Source organism: Mesorhizobium sp. LNHC252B00 (assembly GCF_000502955.1).
GTDB lineage: Bacteria > Pseudomonadota > Alphaproteobacteria > Rhizobiales > Rhizobiaceae > Mesorhizobium.
This window is the reverse complement of the sequence record NZ_AYWO01000021.1, coordinates 51,061-69,699: the sequence shown is the minus strand read 5'-3', so window position 1 is coordinate 69,699 and position 18,639 is coordinate 51,061. Positions and strand designations below refer to the sequence as shown.

The following is an 18,639-nucleotide window of genomic DNA, read 5'->3' as shown; positions in this document are numbered from 1 at the left end:
CCGTCTGAACCTGCGAAATATTCCGGGCAAGGGATGGAATGGACAGCGAAGTCGTTTAATTACGAAATCACGCAAGATCCTTGCGTCTTGCCACTGACTTCTCGAGAGCCCTCATGCCGCTCAAGGCCGACCTCGACGCCATCGACTGGAAGATCCTGCGCGAGCTGCAAGGCGACGGCCGCATGACCAATGTCGAACTATCGAGCCGCGTCGGTATTTCGGCACCGCCATGCCTGCGCCGCGTGAAGCGGCTGGAGGAAGCCGGCATCATCCGTGGCTACCGCGCTTTGCTCAACGCGCCGGCGCTCGGTCTCGATGTCGTCGCCTTTTGCCTGATCGGCCTTCATCATCAGGCCGACGCCGAGCTGCGCATCTTTGCCGAGCGCACCCGAGGCTGGCCGATCGTGCGCGACGCCTGGATGGTGTCGGGCGAATCCGATTTCCTGCTGCATTGCGTGGCGAGCGACCTCGGCGCCTTCCAGACCTTCGTCATCGAGGAGCTGACCTCTGCCCCCAATGTCGACACGGTGCGCACCGCGCTCACCATCCGCCGGGTCAAGGACGAAGGGCTGGTCTCGTTCGCACAGCCTTGAGTCGGTCGAACGGCGACGCGAATTCTCGGCTTCGCCACACCAGGGCCGCTTTGGCGTTCGATAGCCTCTCGTGTAGAAAGCCGGATCGTTTTGCCGTGCCCGCTCTGGTGGGTTTCCTGGAGCAATTCCGGGAAAAATGTGTAACGGTTTCCGTCCGGGATTGCTAAAAAAGAGATGGCGCAAGCAGCGCAATTTCCGAGAACAGGGTGCCGCGGGGTGAGATCATGACTCGATTTGCTAGCCCCGTTTCGGCGCTCATCATCTGCATGAACGAAGCCGACATGATCGGCCAGTGCCTGGAAAGCGTCGACTTCTGCGCCGAGATCATCGTCGTCGATTCAGGCTCGACGGACGGCACCCTGGATGTTGTTCAGGAGTTCATCGCCAAGGGCTACCCTATAAGGCTGTTTCACAATGATTGGCCGGGCTTTCCACGCCAGCGGCAATTCGCGCTAGATCAGGCCACGCAGCCATGGTGCATTTCGATTGAAGCCGATGAGGCCATCGACGACCTGCTCAGGCAGTCGATCATCGACGTGACGCAGCCTCGCAATGACGCCTTCGACGGATGGTACATAAGACGCCGAGACAAGCTGAAGGGCTATGGCTACGCGCACCGCTGGGTACTGCACAACAGGCTGCTGCGTCTTTTCCGCCGCGACAAGGCCACCATGGACCTCAACTTGCGGGTCCATGAATCGTTCGAGGTGCCGGGCGAAACCGGCACGATTGAAAATGGCGTGCTGCTGCATCGCCGCGAAATGACCGTCGCCGAAGACCTGGCAAGAGCCAACACCTATTCCGGCCTCAAGGTTGCCACGCTGATCGAAAAAGGCAAGAAGCCTGGCCTCGTGAAACTTGTGCTGTCGCCGTTCGGCAACTTCCTGAAGTTCTATCTGGCCAAGCGCTACTTCCTGTGCGGCCGGCACGGCTTCGTCTATTCGATGATGGTGATGGTGTATTCGTTCGCCACCGAGGCCAAGCTCTACGAAGCGTCGCGAGACAACGATCCGGTGTGAGCCGTCACGGCTCGCCCGAAACGGCGCCAAGTGCCGCTATCGCGGTGAGCAGTCCGTCGAAATCCGCGCGATCGCGCCAGGACCTGACGGTGAAGTCCGGTTGAACAGCCGCTTGCCCGTCGACCAGCCAGCCCTGCGACAGCCCGGCGCGCCGTCCCGCTTCCATGTCGGCCAGCTTGTCGCCAACAATCAGCGAACGTTGCAGATCGAGCCCGAGATGCTTGGCCGCCTCCAGCAGCATGCCCGGATTGGGCTTGCGCATCGGATGGTCGGCGGCCGCGAGCCGGCCGGAGCCCGCCTCGTGATAAGCGCAGGCGAGGACCATATCCACGAATGCATTTTCGGCACCCAGCAGTTCGAGCACGCGGCCATTGACGGCGGCGAAATCGGCCCAACCGTAATAGCCGCGCGCGATGCCCGACTGGTTGGTGACGATGACGACGGGAATGCCGGCCCGGTTGGCAGCGGCGATCACTGCGGCGATATCCTCGCGCAGTACTATTTCGCCGGGATCGTCAGGATAACCGGTATCGAGGTTGATGGTGCCGTCGCGGTCGAGGAACAGCGCCGGCGTGCCTGCGGAGAAGACCCTCGATCCGACCCGCTCGACCCATAGGCCAGGCTCCGCCAGCGGATAGGATCCAGGCGGCGTGTCGTGCGTTTCAGCCATCGCTGAGACGCGCTTCGACGACCTCGCACAGATGGTGATAGAGGCACAGATGCCCCTGCTGGATGATCGGCGTCGAGGTCGACGGCACGTTGAGCAGGATGTCCGTCAGCGACTTCAGCTTGCCGCCGGTGTCGCCGGTCAGGCTGATCACCGTCATATCCATCATCCGCGCCTGTTCGGCTGCGGCGAGGATGCTCGGCGAGTTGCCACTGGTCGAGATTGCCAGAAGCACACCGCCGGCCGCGCCATGCGCCTCGACCTGGCGCGCAAACACCGTGTCGAAGCCATAGTCATTGCCCCAGGCGGTCAGCACGGCGGCATTGGCCGGCAGCGCGATGACATTGTAGGCCTTGCGCTCCTTGAGAAAGCGGCCGACCAGTTCACCGGCGATGTGGATGGCGTCGCTCGCCGAGCCGCCATTGCCGGCAATCAGCAAAGCTTTTCCAGAGGAAAGCGCCGTCACCACGGCGCTCGCCGCACGCTCCATCTCGCCGGTCAGGTCGCGCTCGACCATAGCGGAGATCGCAGCCGCGGAACGGACCAGGTAATCGTTCAGATCAGCCATGAAAACCTCAGTTGGTGATGCCGCCGGCACGCAATTTGCCAATGGTGCCGGTGGTGCTCTTGCCTGCGACGAGATCGACCAGCACGACCCGTCCGCCGGCCTTCTGCACCACATCGGCGCCGACGACGGTGTCGACCGTGTAATCGGCGCCCTTGACCAGTATGTCGGGCAGCAGAGCCTCGATCAGCGCTAAAGGCGTATCCTCTTCGAACACCACGACCGCATCGACCGAAGCCAAGGCGGCGAGCACGCAGGCGCGGTCGTGCTGATCATTGACCGGGCGCCCGGCGCCTTTCAGGCGCCGCACCGAGGCATCGCTGTTGAGACCGAGCACCAGCCGGTCGCACTGGCTGCGCGCGGCGTGCAAGAGGCTGACATGGCCGGCATGCAGGATGTCGAAGCAGCCATTGGTGAAGCCGACGCTCAAGCCCTCATCCTTCCACGCCGCCACCATGCGTGCGGCCGATGTGGCATCGAGGATGGCGTCCTTGTGGGCGGTCGGTCCGTGCGAGCGGAACAGCGCGCCGGTGAGTTCCTCGGCCGTCAGCCGGGCAGTGCCGCGTTTTCCGACCACGACGCCGCCGGCGGCATTGGCGATCGAAGCAGCCATGACGGTATCGGCGCCTGCGGCCAACGCCAGCGCGAAGCTGGCGATCACCGTGTCGCCGGCACCCGAGACGTCGAACACTTCCCGCGCCTGGGTCGCGATGTGGCGCGCCTCGGTCGGACCGACGACGCTCATGCCCTTTTCGCTGCGCGTCGCGACGACGAAGTCGAAGCCGTGCGCCGAAATCAGCTGACGTGCCGCGCCGACAATCTCGTCATCGGCAAACACCGCGTGGCCGACAGCTTCGCCAAGTTCCTTACGGTTCGGGGTGATGGCGGTCGCCCCGGCATAGCGCGCATAGTCGCGACCCTTCGGGTCGACCAGCGCCGGCTTTCCCGCCTCGCGGCAGATGGCGATCAGGTCGGCAGCGACGCCGTCGAGCAGGATGCCCTTGCCGTAATCGGACAGGATGACGATGTCGGCGCGCGTCAGTGCGGCGCGGAAATGACGTATCAGGCCGGCGCGCTCCGACGCATCCAGCGGCTTGACCTCCTCCTCGTCGAAGCGCAACACCTGCTGGTTGAGCGCGCTGAAGCGGCTCTTCGACGATGTCATGCGGCCGCGCTCCTGCGCCAGGCCGGTCGTGTCGGCGCCAAGCTCGCCAAGCATCCGCAGCAGGCTGTCGCCTGCCACATCGGTGCCGATTACCGAGACGGGAACAGCGGTAGCACCGAGCGAAGCGATGTTGGCCACGACATTGCCGGCACCGCCCATCGTCGAGGTCTCGCCGCGCCCGTGCAGCACTGGGATCGGCGCTTCCGGCGAGATCCGCTCAATGACGCCGTTGACGAAACGGTCGAGGATGAAGTCGCCGACCACCAGCACGGTGGCCTGGCCGAACCGCGCAATGGCGCGGTGCAGGGGCTCGGGAGAAGGCGGATTGTGCTTGATCATGTCATCTGCGGCGCGCGGGAAAAGTCGATCTCAGATAGGTCATAGTGCTCGGATTGCGAGGTCGGTCGGTCACGGCGAAGCCGATATACCGCAATTCCATGCAGCGCAACGGCAGGGCATGATCGCGACGGCCCAGGCGGTCAGCTCTTCTGCAGGGCGACATGGACGCCCAGCCCTACCAGCACCGCGCCGCCGGCCCGCTGCATCAGCCGCTGTGCGCGGCTCGAACGTCGCAAGCGACCGATCACGGCACCGGCCAGGAACACGCAGACGACATCGGCCGACGAGAACATCAAATTGACTGTCGTGCCCAGCACGATGAATTGCAGCCAGACCGGAAACGCCGCCGAGGCATCGATGAACTGCGGCAGGAATGCCATGAAGAAGATCGCCGTCTTGGGATTGAGCACCTCGACGGTGATGCTCTCGAAAAAGGCACGTCGTGCCGATTTGCGCTCGATAGCGGGCAGCGCCGTATCGCCCTCCACACGCTTGCGAAACAGCGAGACGCCGAGCCAGATCAGATAGAGCGCGCCGACCAGCTTGACCGCCATGTAGAGCGTCGGCACGGCGTGAAACAGCACCGACAGACCGGCGGCAGCGGCGAAAACATGCACATAACCGCCCAGATGGATGCCAAGGGCTGCAGTAAGGCCGGACCAGCGGCCACGCGCCATCGTCTGCGCCGCGGCATAGAGCATGGCGGGGCCGGGGATGTAGGCGAAGATCGCGGTGGTGACGAAAAACGCGATGAGCAGTTCGGTCGACGGCATTATTGGTCCCTTACGATCATGCCTCTCTCCTGTCGGTTCAGTCGGCGCGCGGGATGGCTTCGGACCGGCCCGTACGGACAGCCGCGATAAAAGCGGACATGATTTTCTTATGGAATGATGGCCACGAAGGCGACAGGCCGTGTCTTGCGGCCTTCGGTCTCGCCGTCTCCGTGTTGGCGATACCACACAGATATGGATATCTCCAGACGTCGGCGGCGATGGGTCTAATCACGATCCAACTCCGCCATGTATTCTTCAAGCATCTTGACATGTTCGGGTGGCGCGTCTTCGGTCGCGTAGACGCGGCGGCTATCGTTGACGAAGCGAGCTTCGTAGGTCTCTATGCTCATCAGGACGTATCTCGGCTTGTTGTGACGAGTGATGGAGACAGGCTGCTGGCTGGCAGCCGCGAGCACGTCTCCAAGATTCTGTTTCAGATCGGTCGATGGATAGCGTTTCATAGGCCACTCCGTTTTGCACATAATAGACAAAATAGACAAAACGGACAAGCCTAAGAAATGACAGATCTGGCGACCACGCCTGCTTTATCGACAGCCCACCCTGCCTCCCCTATAAGGGCCGGAATCGGCAAGTGAAACGCGTATAGGGCCAGCAACATGATCATCGTCACGGGCGGCGCCGGCATGATCGGCTCCAACATCGTCGCAGCTCTGAATGCCGAAGGCCATGACGATATCCTTATCGTCGACGACCTCACCGACGGCCACAAGATCGCCAATCTCGCCGACTTGCAGATCGCCGACTATCTGGACAAGGATGATTTCCTGCCCCGCATGGAGGCAGGTTCACTCGGCCGCATCGAGGCCGTCTTCCACCAAGGCGCTTGCTCGACCACCACCGAGTGGAACGGCAAGTTCATGATGGAGGTGAATTATGCCTTTTCCAAGCGGCTGCTGCATGCAAGCCAGGCACTGCGCGTGCCCTTCCTCTACGCCTCCTCGGCTTCCGTCTACGGCGGCGGCGCGGAGTTTCGCGAGGACCCGGCGCTCGAGCGGCCACTCAACGTCTATGCCTATTCCAAGAAGCTGTTCGACGACTATGTCAGGCGAACGGTGTTCGATACCGACCATTCGCAGGTCGCGGGCCTGCGCTATTTCAACGTCTATGGGCCGCGCGAAGCGCACAAGGGCGCCATGGCGTCGGTCGCTTTCCACCTGGTCAACCAGGTCGAACGGGGCGAAAACCCGAAACTGTTCGGCGCCTATGACGGCTTCGGGCCTGGCGAACAAAGCCGCGATTTCATCCATGTCGGCGATGTCGCCGACGTCAATCTGTGGCTGTGGAAGCGGGATCTGAGCGGCATCTTCAATTGCGGCACCGGCCGCGCCCAGCCCTTCCGCGCCATCGCCGAAACGGTGATCGACACGCTGGGCAAGGGCGAGATCGAGTTCATCGAATTCCCCGACCATCTCAAGGGCAGCTACCAGAGCTTCACGCAAGCTGATATGTCACGTTTGCGCGCGGCCGGTTACAATGGCCAATTCCGGACAGTGGAAACCGGCGTCAGAGACTATGTCGAATGGCTGAGAGCCCAACGATCCTCGTGATCGGTCCACGCTGGGTGGGCGACATGGTGATGGCGCAGTGCCTGTTTTCGGCGCTGAAGGAGCTGCATCCCAACGCCGCCATCGATGTGCTGGCGCCGGCATGGGCCGCGCCGCTGGTCAAGCGCATGCCCGAAATCCGCCAGCAGATCGACTTTCCGCTCAAACCCGGTGCGCTCGAATTCACGCATCGTCGCCGCTTCGGCCGCCTGCTGCAGGGCCGCTATGACGTGGCCTTTGTCCTGCCGGGAAGCTGGAAATCGGCACTGATCCCGTTCTTTGCCCGCATTCCGCGCCGTGTCGGTCATCTGCGCGAAATGCGCTATGGCCTTTTGACCGACATCGTACCGCTGCCCGACAGCGTCAAACGACGTACCGCGCAGGCCTATTTCGGCCTCGCCCAAGGCGCTAGTTTCCGGGCGCCTCGACTAAGCGTGGACACGAAAAACCAGGTTGACCTGCTCGACCGCTTCGGGCTGGCGCCGCAAAAATTCGCGGCACTGATGCCTGGTGCCGAATTCGGCCCGGCCAAGCGCTGGCCGAGTGAAAGCTATGCCGGCCTTGCCCGCGGCTTCATCGGCAAGGGCCTGAAGGTCGCGCTGTTCGGTTCGAAAAACGACCGCGACGTGACGGCGGAGATCGCCGCACTCGCCCCTGGCGTCGTCGATCTCGCCGGCCAGACGCGCCTGGAGGACGCCATCGACCTGATCGCTGCCGCGAGGCTCGCGGTGTCCAACGACAGCGGGCTGATGCATGTCGCCGCTGCCGTCGGCACGCCGATCGTGGCCGTCTATGGCTCGACCTCGCCTGGGAACACGCCGCCGCTGGCCGAGCACCGGGAACTGGTCTGGCTTGGCCTGTCATGCTCGCCCTGCCATCAGAAAATCTGCCCGCTCGGCCACCTCAATTGCCTGAAGACGCTTGAAGTCGGCCAGGTCGCGGCGGCGGCGGACCGCCTGCTGGAAATCCCGGCCGCCGCATGAAGGTGCTGATCGTCAAGACATCCTCGATGGGCGATGTCATCCATACTTTTCCGGCTGTCGAGGATACCAGCCTTAACCGGCCGGACATAAGCTTCGATTGGTGCGTCGAAGAGGCGTTCGCCGGCATCGTGGCGCTGCACCCGGCGATCGACAGAATTCACACGGTGGCGATCCGGCGCTGGCGAAAGGCGCCGTTCGACGGTGGCACCTGGCGCGAGGCCGCCGCCTTGCGCCGAACCTTGCGCGAGTGCCGCTACGATCTCGTCATCGACGCACAAGGCCTGCTGAAATCGGCCCTGGTTGCAAGACAAGCCGGCGCTCCGATTGCCGGCTTCGACCGCTCCAGCGCGCGCGAACCGTCGGCAACTCTGTTCTACGACGTCGCCTATCCCGTGTCGCGCAACCTGCACGCCATCGAACGGACGCGGCAACTGTTCGGGCTGGCGCTCGGCTATCAGCCCGAGCTTTCGACGCTGGATTCCGGAATTGTGCCGCCGGCCGGCACTCTGGCCGGCATCGCCGGGAAAACCGCCTTCCTGCTGCACGGCACCAGCCGCGAAGACAAGAAATGGCCCGTCCAGGACTGGATCGAAACCGCCCGCCTNGCCTTCCTGCTGCACGGCACCAGCCGCGAAGACAAGAAATGGCCCGTCCAGGACTGGATCGAAACCGCCCGCCTGCTGGTTGAGCGGGGAATGGCGCCGGTCACCACCTGGTCGAACGAGCGCGAGAAGGCCGTGGCCGAAGCGATCGCCAAAGCCGTCCCGTCAACGGTCGTGATGCCGAAATCGCCGCTGGCCGAGATCGCCGCCATCATCGGCCGCTCGACGCTGGTGATCGGCGCCGACACCGGGCTGACCCACCTCGCCAGCGCTTTCGGCCTGCCGACGGTTGCGGTGTTCCTGGCAACCGAGCCAGGTCTCACCGGCCCGCGCGGGCCCTATTCATCGACACTTTTGGCAGCGCCTGGGGAGAGTGTGATTCCGGCGGAGGTGGTGGCGGAGGCAGAGAGGCTAACGGCACTTAAATCACAAGCGCCGGCATAGGACCTTTCAGAATTCGCTCTGGCGAGTCGAATAGCGTGGTTCTTCGAGAACCGGAGCGGAGCGTACTTAAAGTACGTGAGCACCGGAAGCGCAGAAAACCGCGCTAGTCGGCCGCCAGAGTAGAATTATCAAAGGTCCTAGATGAACTGCACCTGGACGATCTCATAGCCCCTGGCACCGCCAGGCGCGTTGACCTCGATAGCGTCGCCGACTTCCTTGCCGATCAGCGCGCGGGCGATCGGCGACGAGATCGAGATACGCCCGGACTTCACATCCGCTTCCTGGTCGCCGACGATCCGATAGGTCTTCTTTTCCTCGGTATCCTCGTCGACCAGCACCACGGTGGCGCCGAACTTGATCTTGTCGCCGCTGAGCTTGCTCACGTCGATCACCTCGGCGCGCGCGATATAATCTTCAAGCTCGTTGACACGGCCCTCATTGAGGCTCTGCGCCTCTTTGGCGGCATGATATTCGGCATTCTCGGACAGGTCGCCATGCGAGCGCGCTTCGGAGATCGCCTCGATGATGCGCGGCCGCTCTTCCTGCTGGCGCCAGCGCAGTTCTTCCTTCAATGACGCGAAACCCTCGCCTGTCATCGGGACCTTGTTCATAATGCCTGCCTTTCCTGCTGCCACCCCCGCGTTTCGGGGGAAGCCTCGTCGATGAGTACAAAAAGAAAACGGTCCGGCAGCCTCGAGCCAACGGAACCGTGTCACCGCAATTTCCTTGAATATAGCAATATTCGCGCGTTTTTCACGCCCAAAAATTGGTTTTGCAAAAATCATCCCCGCTTTCATCAGTCGGGGGGCGGCCAGCGGGAGTGAGGGCCACAAAAAACGACCGCGATTGCTCGCGGTCGCTTCGAAGAGCCCTTGAGGCCGTCTCAACTCCTCATGAAATGGTCGATCTGCTCGGCCAGCATGCCGTATTCGCGCGAACCTTTGCCGGTCCGCTTCTCGATTTCCATCAGCTGCTGCTGGGCGCCGGCCAGATCGCCGATCTGCAGATGCGCTTCGCCGAGATATTCGCGCACCAGCGTATAGTTGGGATCGATGCGCAGCGCTTCCTCGTAATAGCCGAGGCCGACGGTGACGCGGCCGGAGTGGCGGTGCGAATAGCCGAGATAGTTGAGGATGCGCGGATCCTGCTTGTTGGCCGCGAGGCTGAGCACGGCAATCGCCTCATCATAACGCCCGGCCATCGCCAGGTCGTGCCCGGCATAGTAGATGCTGTCGTCGTCCAGCATGCCTTCCTGGGGCGCGACGCACTTCTTCTTCTGCTTGTCCCAGACCATGCCCTTCTTGCATTGGGTGGTCGTATTAGTGTCGCCACCGCTGCCGGCAGCAAACGCGGGAACGGCAAGGAACTGCAGCGCGACAAGGGCAGTCGCAGCCTGGATCAGCATTCTTTTATGCATCGAAGCCTCCTGGAGGGGTGAGAATGCAACACTAACGCCGGACGGTTCGCATTTCATCCCGGAAAAATGCGTGCCGCAGAACATCAGGTGACGGATGCCGCAAATCCGCTATCATCAGCCAGGATTTCGGCACTGGGAGACTGCTCGTGCAGCGGCGGCTTGAAAAGGACTGGGAGCTTTCGATCGGCCCCGACACCGTGCGCCTGTTCATTCTCAAAGCCAAGGCGCTGAGTGCCGCCGTCAATGAAGACTATGCCGATGGCGCCGAACACGAGGTCGAACTCGACGGCGAGTCCCATGCCAGCCATCATCATGACGGCCTTGCCGAGGAAAGCTCCGAAGATCTCACCGAGGAAGAGCTGCGCGAGCTGATCAACGACCTCAATGTCGATGAAGCCGCCGAACTGATTGCGCTGGCCTGGGTCGGTCGCGGCGACTACGACGCCACGGAATGGGCGGACGCGCTTGCCACGGCGCGAGAGCGCGCCAACAAGCGCACCGCAAAATACCTGCTTGGTATGCCGCTTCTCGCCGACTGGCTGGAGGAAGGGCTGGAAGCGATCGGCGCGTAACGAGGCGGTTACCGTTCGTGATGCGGCGCAAGCAACCTCCTTGCGTCGGCGCCGTTGATGGTGATGGGGTCGCCTGTCTTTTCCCGAACATGCAAAATTGCGTTGATCATGGCCATCACGGCCTTGCCGGTGGTGTCGGCAGACGCCCGGCATCGCCATCGACCTGCCAAGCCGCTGACGCCGCGGGTGGACCAGCCGCTGACACAGCGGGTCGATCAGCCCTTGAAGCCGCGGGGCGGACTGCGCCTGAAACCGCGGCGCCACCGGCACCACACACCGAACCAGACACAACAGGAGACTCAGGCTCCGCGGCCCTCGCCTGCCGATGTTCCGGTGCTGCCCGGGCCCGGTAGTCCATTGCCCAGTCCCGTTCCGGTGCCCGAACCACGCCCGGCGGACACTGAGGCGCCGGAAAAGCAAAAGACGGAAGGGCCGGAGACCACCGGAGCATCCGACCGGTTCAATGAAGAACAATCCCATCAGAAAAAGCAGGCACGCCCCGAGCCGTCGGCCACAGAGCCGTCAATCGATACGGTAGGCGAGCCGGAGCTGCCAGCCATTGCGCCGACGCCGACACAGAAACCTGACACCGAAAAAGCGCCCGATGTTGAGCCCCCAACCGTCGCCCCGCAGCCGCCGCAAAAGCCGGCCGATGCAGGCGACAAGAAGATGCTGCCCGACCCTCGCTCGGCCGATCTGCCCGACGCCAAGATGCCCGCCGAGGAAGTCGCCTGCCGCGATCGGCTGAAGACGCTTGGCGTCGAATTCGAGGAGCGCAAGGCGGAAAGCAATCCCGAAATCGGCTGCTCGATTCCGTATCCGATCGTGCTGAAGACGCTTGGAAAGTCCGTCGACATCGGCCCCAACCCCGAACTGAACTGCAAGATGGCCGAGGCGGCTGCCCGTTTTGCCGCCGATGTGATCCAGCCGGCCGCGAAAGCCGAATTCGGTGCCGACCTGAAATCGATCGGCCAGGCATCGGCCTTTGTCTGCCGGCCACGCAACGGCACACAAAAATTGTCCGAGCATGCCTTCGGCAACGCGCTCGATATCGCCAGCTTCACGCTGTCGGATGGCAAGAAGATCGAAGTCGGTCCTGCGCCACCCGAGAAGGACGCCAAATTTCTCGACACCGTGCGTCAGGCGGCCTGCGGACCGTTCAAGACCGTGCTCGGACCGGGCAGCGATGCCGATCATTCCTTGCATTTCCATCTCGATCTCGAGCCTAGACAGCATGGCGGAACATTCTGTCAGTGAGCATGGTTGGCCGGACCGCGTGCCCCAATTCGGCCGCAGGCATGAACGCGAGCGCTGAGTTTTCCTTTACCCTTGATCGTTAAAATGCCGGACATCTGGGACAGGGATTCCGCTGATGGCCGGGATATTTGCCGCCGTACGGCAGTCGAGACGCATGTGCGCGGCAGCCGGCAGGCTGGCCGCCGGCCTTGCCCTTGTGGCGGTTTCCGCCTGCAATACCGGCAGCGTGCTATCGCTTGAACCGGCTGTCGACGTCGGCTCCCAGACTTCAACCGTGCCGCAATACACCGGCCTGCAGAAGCTCGTTCCCTCCAATCCCTATATGACGCAGGCCGCTTATCCGCGCATGGACGAGCCGATGTCGCCGGTCGAGCAGATGCCGGCCAGTGAAACCGACTGCCGCCAGCAATTGAAGCGCCTCGACGTCGCCTTCACCGACCTGGCGCCGATCCATGAAGGCCAGTGCGGCATCGACTATCCCGTAAAGGTCTCGGCCATCGGCAACATCCAGATGAAGCCAGCCGCGACGCTGACCTGCGACATGGCCGCCACCTTTGCCGGCTGGACAAAGAATGAGCTCGTCCCCTCCGCCCGATGGCGCTATTTCTCGGGCGTCAAGACCATCCACCAGGGCTCCAGCTATTCCTGCCGCAACATCGCGGGTGAAGGCGTGTTGTCGGAACATGGCAAGGCCAACGCGCTCGACGTCATGAGCATCGAGCTCAACAACGGCGACGACATCGACGTGCGCAAGCCCGGCCTGTTTGCCTTCCGCACCCGCGGCTTCCTGAACAATGTGCGCGCCGACGGCTGCCAGTACTTCACCACCGTGCTCGGCCCCGGCTACAATTACGACCACCGCAACCATTTTCATTTCGACATCAAGAACCGCAAGAACGGTTATCGCGCCTGCCGGTAGATCGATGCCGGGTATCCTTTGCGGGAGTGCCACGCACCGCCTAATGTGATGCCGGACGTTTGAGCCTCCTTCATGAGCCAACGAAGTCTTCGGCGACGCATCACGATCTGGATGGTGGCCTTGCTGGCCGGCTACCTGGCGCTCGCCTATTTCGCGGTGCCCGAGTTCTGGACGTTCCGCGATCGCGGCTTTCGCACCCAGCGTTTCGAGATGGTGACGCACACTCCGCAAGGTATTCTTGGCGACCCGATCAATGTCGGCCTTGTCGGCACGCGGAAGGAGGTGGCCCATGCCTTCGCCGTCGCCGGTTGGGACACCGCTGACGCCGTGACCCTGAAGACTGCAATCGAGATCGGCGAGAGCGTTTTGTTCGACCACCCCTACCCCGATGCGCCGGTCAGCCGGCTGCTGTTCGACGGCCGCGCCCAGGATCTCGCCTTCGAAAAGCCGGTTGGCGGCAGCGCCGATCGCCGGCATCATGTCCGCTTCTGGCAGACCGATGCTGCAGGCGATGATGGCCGGCCGCTGTGGCTGGGATCGGCCAGCTTCGATCGCGGCGTTGGCCTCAGCCGCGATACCGGCGCCGTCACCCACCATATCGGCTCCGACATCGATGCCGAGCGCGATTTCCTGATGCGCGACCTGGCCACCGCCGGCACACTGGTCTCGACCAGTGACATATCTGGCATCGGCGCGACAACCACCGGACGCAATGGCGGCGGCGATCCCTATTTCACGGATGGCGAGGCGATCGTCGGCATACTCAAACAGTAGATCGCGCGGCCTGGTTCGATCCGGCGCCTAAAGAGCGTCGCTGTTGTTCGCCTCATTCGAACAGGAAGGCACATACATCGAGCCCACGGTGCATATCTCGGAAGCCGAGGCGCTGCTCCATCACATCGATCAGGTCCTGAAAACCCGCCCGGGCTTCTGGTTCGAACGGACGACCTTGGTCTATGTCCATCATGACTGCCTGCGTTTTGGCTGGGTGCGAGGGGCCGACGCCTGACCGAAATACCGGTCATTCCGCAAAAACCACGCCGGACTATTTTCGAACACCGCGCCGCAATGCTATTGACCGGTCATGCTATACGTCGAAATCGCTACCGTGTTCGTCCTCATCTGCGTAAACGGCCTTTTGTCGATGTCAGAACTTGCCATCGTCTCGTCGCGGCCTGCTCGGCTGAAAGCGATGATCGACCGCGGCATCAATGGCGCCGGCCGCGCTCTCGAGCTTGGCTCGAATCCCGGCAAGTTCCTGTCCTCGGTGCAGATCGGCATCACCCTGGTCGGCGTCCTCTCCGGCGCCTTTTCCGGCGCCACGCTTGGCGAGCGGCTGGCGCAGTTCCTGGCCACGACCGGCATACGTGAGGCCGTTGCCGATCCGCTCGGCGTCGGCATCGTCGTCGCCATCATCACCTATTTCTCTCTGATCGTCGGCGAGTTGGTTCCCAAGCAGATCGCGTTGCGTGACCCTGAACGGGTGGCCGCAAGAGCGGCGCCCGCCATGACCATCCTCGCCACTGTCTCGGCACCGCTGGTTTTCCTGCTCGATTTTTCCGGCCGCGCCATCTTGTGGCTGCTCGGCCAGCGCGGCGAAAGCGAGGAGAAGGTCACCGACGAGGAGATCAAGATGCTGGTTGCCGAGGCCGAGCATCACGGCACCATTGAATCCGACGAGCGGCGCATGATCGCCGGCGTCATGCGGCTTGGCGACCGCGCCGTGCGCGCGGTGATGACGCCTCGCACCGAGGTCGACTGGATCAATTTGCAATCCGACGAGGCGTCCATCCGCAAGCTTTTGATGGAAACCCAGCATTCGCGCCTGCCCGCCGGCGACGGTGGCGTCGATGTCATGGTCGGCGTCGTCCAGACGCGAGACGTGCTGGCGGCGCTGCTTGCCGGCCTCGTGCTCGATCCGCGCAGGCATGTGCAAGCCGCACCCATCGTCTATGACCAGGCCGACGCGCTGGATGTGCTGCAGAAGCTCAAGGAATCCGACGTGCCGATGGCGCTGGTACATGACGAATACGGCCATTTCGAAGGCATCGTCACCCCGGCCGACATCCTCGAAGCCATCACCGGCGTGTTCCGGGCGGACACCGATGCCGGCGACGAGGAAAATGCCGTCAAGCGCGAGGACGGCTCATGGCTGCTCGCCGGCTACATGCAAGCCGACGAGATGGCCGACATTCTCGGCATCGACCTGCCGGAAAACCGCGACTACGAGACCGTGGCCGGCTATGTGCTGGCACACATGCACCATCTGCCGGCGACTGGCGAATGCGTCGATGCGCAGGGCTGGCGCTTCGAGGTGGTCGACCTCGACGGCCGCCGCATCGACAAGCTGATCGCCACCCGGCTGCCCGGCGCTCAGCGCGAGGCGGTGCGCTGACGGTCAAGACGATGTGCGGCATTCGCTTTATGGTCGCCAGAAGGGCTTGGCGATCTCTTCCTCGACCTCCCGTTTCGTCAGACCGATATCGTCGATAAGATAGGGATTGTCGTTCGACATTTGCCTGAGTTGCCAGCGAAAGCGTATCCGCTCGCGCCAGCTCCGCTCGCGCAGGGTCGTGATAATGCTTCGCAAGGTCGTCAGGAGCCGGCGCGACGCCGGCCCCACGCGCGTTCCCAGCCGCGCTGCGCGATGCGGGGCCGAGGCACGGGTATTGGTCATCGCAACCTCCATCTGATTTGAGGGCTCAGGGGTTCTCGATCGAAATGAGGTTGAATTCTGCGCGATACGGACAGCGCCGTAATTAAGCCCTCCCAAATAGTTCTCAAAACTTCCAAACCGGCTATAGATGCGCCCTATGCAGGGATCGCGTTTTGCCTTTGGTCCGTTCGTGCTTGATCCGGGTGCGGGTACGCTGCTTCGGAACGATGTTCCTGTTGCTATTGGCTACCGCGGGCTAAGTCTGCTTGCGGCACTCGTCGGACGGCCCGGGCAAGTCCTGGGCAAAGCCGAGTTGATGGACGCGGCGTGGCCGGGGACGGCGGTCGAGGAAGGCAATCTCACCGTCCAGATCGCACAACTGCGCAAGTTGCTTGGTCCGGCAGCCGATGGCAGCGAATGGATATCCACCGTTCCGCGCGTCGGCTACCGCTTCACGGGCGCCGTCGAACAGCTCGGCAGCGCGAAGCGAAAACCTCTGCCGCTGCCCGACAAACCGTCGATAGCCGTGCTGCCCTTCGTCAATTTCAGCAACGATCCCGAGCAGGATTCCTTCGCGGATGGGTTGACCGAGGACCTGATCACCGACCTTTCAAGGATCTCCGGCCTGTTCGTCATCGCGCGCAACTCGACCTTTGCCTACAAGGGAAAGGCGATGGACGTGCGCGAGATCGCCGGGGATCTTGGCGTGCGCTATCTGCTGGAAGGCAGCGCAAGACGCGCCGCGGATCGCGTGCGCATCAACGCCCAGTTGGTCGATGCGGTGAGCGGCGAACATCTATGGGCGGAACGCTTCGATCGGAGCCTGGAGGATATCTTTGCGGTTCAGGACGAGGTCACGGCCAAGATCGTCGAGGCTTTGCTTGGCCGGCTGCGCGCACCGCTGCCGCGCAACCGGCCCCAAAATCTCGAGGCCTACGATCTCTGCGTGCGGGCGCGCAAGCTGATCGATGATTCGCCGCAGACGGCGCGGGAAGCGCACCTCATGCTCATGCGTGCGGTATCCCTCGATCCGGACTACGCCGAGGCCTATCGCTGGCTTGCCATGAACCACTGGATGGGATGGGTGCATTGGGGCGAACCCATCGAGCCCAACCGTAGTGTTGCTTTGGAGTTGGCGCGCAAGGCCGTGGCGATCGATCCCAACGATGCCGGCTGCCGCTGGGTCCTTGCCAACCTGCTCGCCTATGAACGCCGCTTCGCCGAGGCAGATGCGGAATTCGCCAAAGCATTCGAGCTAGACCCGAACGAGGCCGACGCCTGGGCGACACTATCCGACATCGCGGTCCTCGCCGGGCGGGTCCAGGAGGGCCTGGAGCACATTCGCAAGGCGTTTCGGCTGAACCCGTTTCCCGCAAGCTGGTACTATCTGACGCTCGGCGCGGCGCAATATGCGGCGCGTGAATACGAAGCCGCTGTCGAGACACTGCGCCGGGACGAAACCTATCGCACAAGCTCGCGCCGCTTCCTTGCGGCAAGCCTTGCGCAACTGGGCCGGTTCGAAGAGGCGCGCGCGGAGGTCGAAATGTTCCTCATCAGCAACCCGCATTTTACGACCCGCCACTGGGTCATGACGGAACCGTTTCGCGACGCCGCCATTCAGGAGCATTTCGTTGATGGCTTCCGCAAGGCCGGTCTTCCGGAATGACGCGCAGGCGGAGTCCCGAGCGGACGGACGTGCGTCCTCAAACCGCCGCTTCGATTGGTTCGGCAAGCCGGGGATTTGCCCGCGCGGCGATCAGGCAGCCGGCGACGATCAGGCATGCTCCGGTCAGCGTGGTCCAGGTCGCCTCCTCGCCGAAGAAGAACCAGCCAAGCGCGACCGCCCAGATAAAAGCCGAGTATTCGGTCGGGATCAGATATTGCGCCTCGGCGCGGGCGTAGGCCCAGCTCATCAGGAATTGCCCTGCAAGTGACAGCCCCGTCACCCCGGCCAGCGGCAGCCAAAGATTATTCGGCAGGGCGACGGCGAGCCAAGGTGCCGCGAGACCGACGATGATTGCAACGCAAAGGTTCTGGAACAACATGATCTCGATAGGCTTGGCCAACTGCGCCTGTTGCCGGGCGAGGATCAGATTGTAGCCGTAGAACACCGTTGATACAAGGACCGCCGCCGTGCCAAGCACGGCATCCTGCGTAGTGCTTGCATGCCCGAACTGGCCGGCCATGATGATCGCGACGCCGGCGATGCCGGCCAACGATGCCCAGATTGCCTGGCGCCGGATTCGTTCGCCCAGCAGCAGCGCAGCGAGGAAAAGGGCGAACAAGGGCGCCACGAAGCTGAGCCCGATCGCCTCCGCCAGCGGCAGCCTGGCAAGACCCCAGAAGAAGGATATCAGAACGATGCCGACAATTGCGGCACGCAGCGCATGCAGCCTCAGCACCGGAAAGGTTGGCTTTGAGCGCGGCCCTGTCGACCAGGCAGCACCCGCGACCACGGTCGCCAGCATGCTGCGCCACAGCACCGTGTTATAGACGCCCACCGCAATGACCAGCGTCTTCATCGCCGCGTCCATCCCCGACAGCAGGAAGATCCCGAGCGCGCAGACGAGCACCGGGATCATCGGGGAAACGGCGCCGGTCAGGCTGGATGTCTTCACGGCTTCAACTCATGTGACGGATTGCAGCCGGATATCTCAGAGCAAAGGGCGGCACCAGATGGCAGGACCGCCCATATGGAGGTCCAATCCCGATTGACGTCATGTCCGCCGCGGCGCCAAGGCACCAGCACCACTTTCCCCGTCTAGCGGCGCTCCTCAAGCAACCGGTGCGCTTCGCCGGGCCGGTAGAGCCGGAAGCAGCCGCTGATCGCTGCCCGAAGCCGGCCGCTGACCGCCAGTTGGAACAGCTCGGACAGGCTGGTTCTCAGCACGTCGGAGACAGCAACGGCAGCAGTGCGAAGCCTTTCAGCGACTGGTTGCGGCCGATCATCGCCTTCAGGTCCTGCTGGCGCTCTGCCAATGGGGTCGGCACCGTGCGGACGAACTCAACGAGGCGGATCGCTCACCGACCGCATCGTCCGGTCAAGACAGGCGCGGGAGGCGGCCGCCTCTGACAATTGACATGCCTCTAACAATTGAAAAGG

General features: G+C 63.0%; 22 protein-coding genes. 12 read left to right on the top strand and 10 right to left on the bottom strand.

From position 1 onward, the window contains the following. Nucleotides 1–113: 113 nt before the first annotated feature. Together X744_RS147675 and X744_RS147680 are read left to right on the top strand one after the other, a co-directional pair. Nucleotides 114–593: an Lrp/AsnC family transcriptional regulator gene (locus X744_RS147675; protein ID WP_023761283.1), complete on the top strand. Its 480-nt coding sequence runs from the start codon at nucleotides 114–116 to the stop codon at nucleotides 591–593. Between the two features lie 224 nt (nucleotides 594–817). Beyond that, nucleotides 818–1,612 (top strand): glycosyltransferase family 2 protein, encoded by a 795-nt coding sequence (locus X744_RS147680; RefSeq protein WP_031260750.1) that lies wholly within the window; start codon nucleotides 818–820, stop codon nucleotides 1,610–1,612. 4 nt (nucleotides 1,613–1,616) lie between these two features. Here the strand turns inward: X744_RS147680 and X744_RS147685 are convergent, their stop codons facing one another. The 5 genes from X744_RS147685 to X744_RS147705 all read right to left on the bottom strand — a co-directional run bounded on the left by X744_RS147685 (nucleotide 1,617) and on the right by X744_RS147705 (nucleotide 5,582). Then, entirely contained in the window at nucleotides 1,617–2,282 is a 666-nt protein-coding gene (locus X744_RS147685) for an HAD family hydrolase (RefSeq protein WP_023761281.1), read from the bottom strand. Further along, nucleotides 2,275–2,847 carry an SIS domain-containing protein gene (locus tag X744_RS147690; protein WP_023761280.1) on the bottom strand — a complete coding sequence of 191 codons (573 nt, stop codon included), beginning with the start codon at nucleotides 2,845–2,847 and terminating at the stop codon, nucleotides 2,275–2,277. Before X744_RS147690 ends, X744_RS147685 begins: the two co-directional genes overlap by 8 nt. Before the next feature lie 7 nt (nucleotides 2,848–2,854). Beyond that, nucleotides 2,855–4,348 carry a D-glycero-beta-D-manno-heptose-7-phosphate kinase gene (rfaE1, locus tag X744_RS147695; RefSeq protein WP_023761279.1) on the bottom strand — a complete coding sequence of 498 codons (1,494 nt, stop codon included), beginning with the start codon at nucleotides 4,346–4,348 and terminating at the stop codon, nucleotides 2,855–2,857. Nucleotides 4,349–4,488: 140 nt separating this feature from the next. After that, the gene (locus tag X744_RS147700; protein ID WP_023761278.1) at nucleotides 4,489–5,121 is read right to left on the bottom strand and encodes a LysE family translocator; all 633 of its coding nucleotides are present in this window, start codon (nucleotides 5,119–5,121) and stop codon (nucleotides 4,489–4,491) included. Between the two features lie 224 nt (nucleotides 5,122–5,345). After that, on the bottom strand, nucleotides 5,346–5,582 hold the full coding sequence (locus X744_RS147705) for a type II toxin-antitoxin system Phd/YefM family antitoxin (protein WP_023761277.1): 237 nt from the start codon (nucleotides 5,580–5,582) through the stop codon (nucleotides 5,346–5,348). Between the two features lie 156 nt (nucleotides 5,583–5,738). On the opposite strand from X744_RS147705, the gene rfaD reads away from it, so the two are divergent. Genes rfaD through waaC form a run of 3 tightly spaced genes read left to right on the top strand, consistent with a single transcriptional unit; the run spans nucleotide 5,739 to nucleotide 8,715 of the window. Then, entirely contained in the window at nucleotides 5,739–6,689 is a 951-nt protein-coding gene (rfaD, locus tag X744_RS147710) for an ADP-glyceromanno-heptose 6-epimerase (protein WP_023761276.1), read from the top strand. Further along, a complete protein-coding gene (waaF, locus tag X744_RS147715; protein WP_023761275.1) occupies nucleotides 6,662–7,669 on the top strand; it encodes a lipopolysaccharide heptosyltransferase II in 1,008 nt (335 codons plus the stop codon). Before rfaD ends, waaF begins: the two co-directional genes overlap by 28 nt. After that, the gene (gene waaC, locus X744_RS147720; RefSeq protein WP_023761274.1) at nucleotides 7,666–8,715 is read left to right on the top strand and encodes a lipopolysaccharide heptosyltransferase I; all 1,050 of its coding nucleotides are present in this window, start codon (nucleotides 7,666–7,668) and stop codon (nucleotides 8,713–8,715) included. The genes waaF and waaC overlap by 4 nt, the downstream gene beginning before the upstream one ends. A 137-nt stretch (nucleotides 8,716–8,852) precedes the next feature. Here the strand turns inward: waaC and greA are convergent, their stop codons facing one another. Both greA and X744_RS147730 read right to left on the bottom strand, forming a co-directional pair. After that, nucleotides 8,853–9,326, bottom strand: a complete 474-nt coding sequence (greA, locus tag X744_RS147725) for a transcription elongation factor GreA (RefSeq protein ID WP_013530066.1) — start codon at nucleotides 9,324–9,326, stop codon at nucleotides 8,853–8,855. Between the two features lie 272 nt (nucleotides 9,327–9,598). Then, the gene (locus tag X744_RS147730; protein WP_031260749.1) at nucleotides 9,599–10,132 is read right to left on the bottom strand and encodes a tetratricopeptide repeat protein; all 534 of its coding nucleotides are present in this window, start codon (nucleotides 10,130–10,132) and stop codon (nucleotides 9,599–9,601) included. A 146-nt stretch (nucleotides 10,133–10,278) separates the two neighbouring features. Here X744_RS147730 and X744_RS147735 point away from each other — a divergent pair, with 146 nt between their 5' ends. From X744_RS147735 to X744_RS147760, 6 genes are all read left to right on the top strand, one after another. Beyond that, nucleotides 10,279–10,704 carry a DUF3775 domain-containing protein gene (locus X744_RS147735; protein ID WP_023761271.1) on the top strand — a complete coding sequence of 142 codons (426 nt, stop codon included), beginning with the start codon at nucleotides 10,279–10,281 and terminating at the stop codon, nucleotides 10,702–10,704. Nucleotides 10,705–10,890: 186 nt separating this feature from the next. After that, a complete protein-coding gene (locus X744_RS147740) occupies nucleotides 10,891–11,961 on the top strand; it encodes an extensin family protein (protein ID WP_031260748.1) in 1,071 nt (356 codons plus the stop codon). 115 nt (nucleotides 11,962–12,076) lie between these two features. Then, nucleotides 12,077–12,880, top strand: a complete 804-nt coding sequence (locus X744_RS147745) for an extensin family protein (RefSeq protein ID WP_031260747.1) — start codon at nucleotides 12,077–12,079, stop codon at nucleotides 12,878–12,880. Between the two features lie 72 nt (nucleotides 12,881–12,952). Beyond that, a complete protein-coding gene (locus X744_RS147750; protein WP_031260746.1) occupies nucleotides 12,953–13,654 on the top strand; it encodes an LssY C-terminal domain-containing protein in 702 nt (233 codons plus the stop codon). Between the two features lie 43 nt (nucleotides 13,655–13,697). Next, the gene (locus X744_RS147755; RefSeq protein ID WP_023761266.1) at nucleotides 13,698–13,889 is read left to right on the top strand and encodes a hypothetical protein; all 192 of its coding nucleotides are present in this window, start codon (nucleotides 13,698–13,700) and stop codon (nucleotides 13,887–13,889) included. A 75-nt stretch (nucleotides 13,890–13,964) separates the two neighbouring features. Beyond that, nucleotides 13,965–15,275, top strand: coding sequence for a hemolysin family protein (locus X744_RS147760; RefSeq protein WP_023761265.1), 1,311 nt, complete (start codon nucleotides 13,965–13,967; stop codon nucleotides 15,273–15,275). Nucleotides 15,276–15,302: 27 nt separating this feature from the next. On the opposite strand, the gene X744_RS0137775 is transcribed toward X744_RS147760, so the two are convergent. Further along, on the bottom strand, nucleotides 15,303–15,557 hold the full coding sequence (locus tag X744_RS0137775; protein WP_156938596.1) for a DUF1127 domain-containing protein: 255 nt from the start codon (nucleotides 15,555–15,557) through the stop codon (nucleotides 15,303–15,305). 127 nt (nucleotides 15,558–15,684) lie between these two features. Here X744_RS0137775 and X744_RS147765 point away from each other — a divergent pair, with 127 nt between their 5' ends. Beyond that, entirely contained in the window at nucleotides 15,685–17,202 is a 1,518-nt protein-coding gene (locus X744_RS147765; RefSeq protein ID WP_031260744.1) for a winged helix-turn-helix domain-containing tetratricopeptide repeat protein, read from the top strand. A 37-nt stretch (nucleotides 17,203–17,239) separates the two neighbouring features. On the opposite strand, the gene X744_RS147770 is transcribed toward X744_RS147765, so the two are convergent. Continuing rightward, the gene (locus X744_RS147770; protein WP_050589574.1) at nucleotides 17,240–18,118 is read right to left on the bottom strand and encodes a DMT family transporter; all 879 of its coding nucleotides are present in this window, start codon (nucleotides 18,116–18,118) and stop codon (nucleotides 17,240–17,242) included. Nucleotides 18,119–18,297: 179 nt separating this feature from the next. Further along, nucleotides 18,298–18,426 carry a hypothetical protein gene (locus X744_RS1000000176050; RefSeq protein ID WP_023761261.1) on the bottom strand — a complete coding sequence of 43 codons (129 nt, stop codon included), beginning with the start codon at nucleotides 18,424–18,426 and terminating at the stop codon, nucleotides 18,298–18,300. Nucleotides 18,427–18,639: the final 213 nt, after the last annotated feature.

Coding starts and splice junctions, on each gene's coding strand:
- rfaD (WP_023761276.1), top strand. CDS start 5,739: ATGATCATCGTCACGGGCGGCGCCGGCATGATCGGCTCCAACATCGTC.
- greA (WP_013530066.1), bottom strand. CDS start 9,326: ATGAACAAGGTCCCGATGACAGGCGAGGGTTTCGCGTCATTGAAGGAA.
- X744_RS147675 (WP_023761283.1), top strand. CDS start 114: ATGCCGCTCAAGGCCGACCTCGACGCCATCGACTGGAAGATCCTGCGC.
- X744_RS147730 (WP_031260749.1), bottom strand. CDS start 10,132: ATGCATAAAAGAATGCTGATCCAGGCTGCGACTGCCCTTGTCGCGCTG.
- waaF (WP_023761275.1), top strand. CDS start 6,662: ATGGCTGAGAGCCCAACGATCCTCGTGATCGGTCCACGCTGGGTGGGC.
- rfaE1 (WP_023761279.1), bottom strand. CDS start 4,348: ATGATCAAGCACAATCCGCCTTCTCCCGAGCCCCTGCACCGCGCCATT.
- X744_RS147700 (WP_023761278.1), bottom strand. CDS start 5,121: ATGCCGTCGACCGAACTGCTCATCGCGTTTTTCGTCACCACCGCGATC.
- X744_RS147750 (WP_031260746.1), top strand. CDS start 12,953: ATGAGCCAACGAAGTCTTCGGCGACGCATCACGATCTGGATGGTGGCC.
- X744_RS0137775 (WP_156938596.1), bottom strand. CDS start 15,557: ATGACCAATACCCGTGCCTCGGCCCCGCATCGCGCAGCGCGGCTGGGA.
- X744_RS147760 (WP_023761265.1), top strand. CDS start 13,965: ATGCTATACGTCGAAATCGCTACCGTGTTCGTCCTCATCTGCGTAAAC.
- X744_RS147685 (WP_023761281.1), bottom strand. CDS start 2,282: ATGGCTGAAACGCACGACACGCCGCCTGGATCCTATCCGCTGGCGGAG.
- X744_RS147705 (WP_023761277.1), bottom strand. CDS start 5,582: ATGAAACGCTATCCATCGACCGATCTGAAACAGAATCTTGGAGACGTG.
- X744_RS147690 (WP_023761280.1), bottom strand. CDS start 2,847: ATGGCTGATCTGAACGATTACCTGGTCCGTTCCGCGGCTGCGATCTCC.
- X744_RS147765 (WP_031260744.1), top strand. CDS start 15,685: ATGCGCCCTATGCAGGGATCGCGTTTTGCCTTTGGTCCGTTCGTGCTT.
- X744_RS147770 (WP_050589574.1), bottom strand. CDS start 18,118: ATGATCCCGGTGCTCGTCTGCGCGCTCGGGATCTTCCTGCTGTCGGGG.
- X744_RS147745 (WP_031260747.1), top strand. CDS start 12,077: ATGGCCGGGATATTTGCCGCCGTACGGCAGTCGAGACGCATGTGCGCG.
- X744_RS147680 (WP_031260750.1), top strand. CDS start 818: ATGACTCGATTTGCTAGCCCCGTTTCGGCGCTCATCATCTGCATGAAC.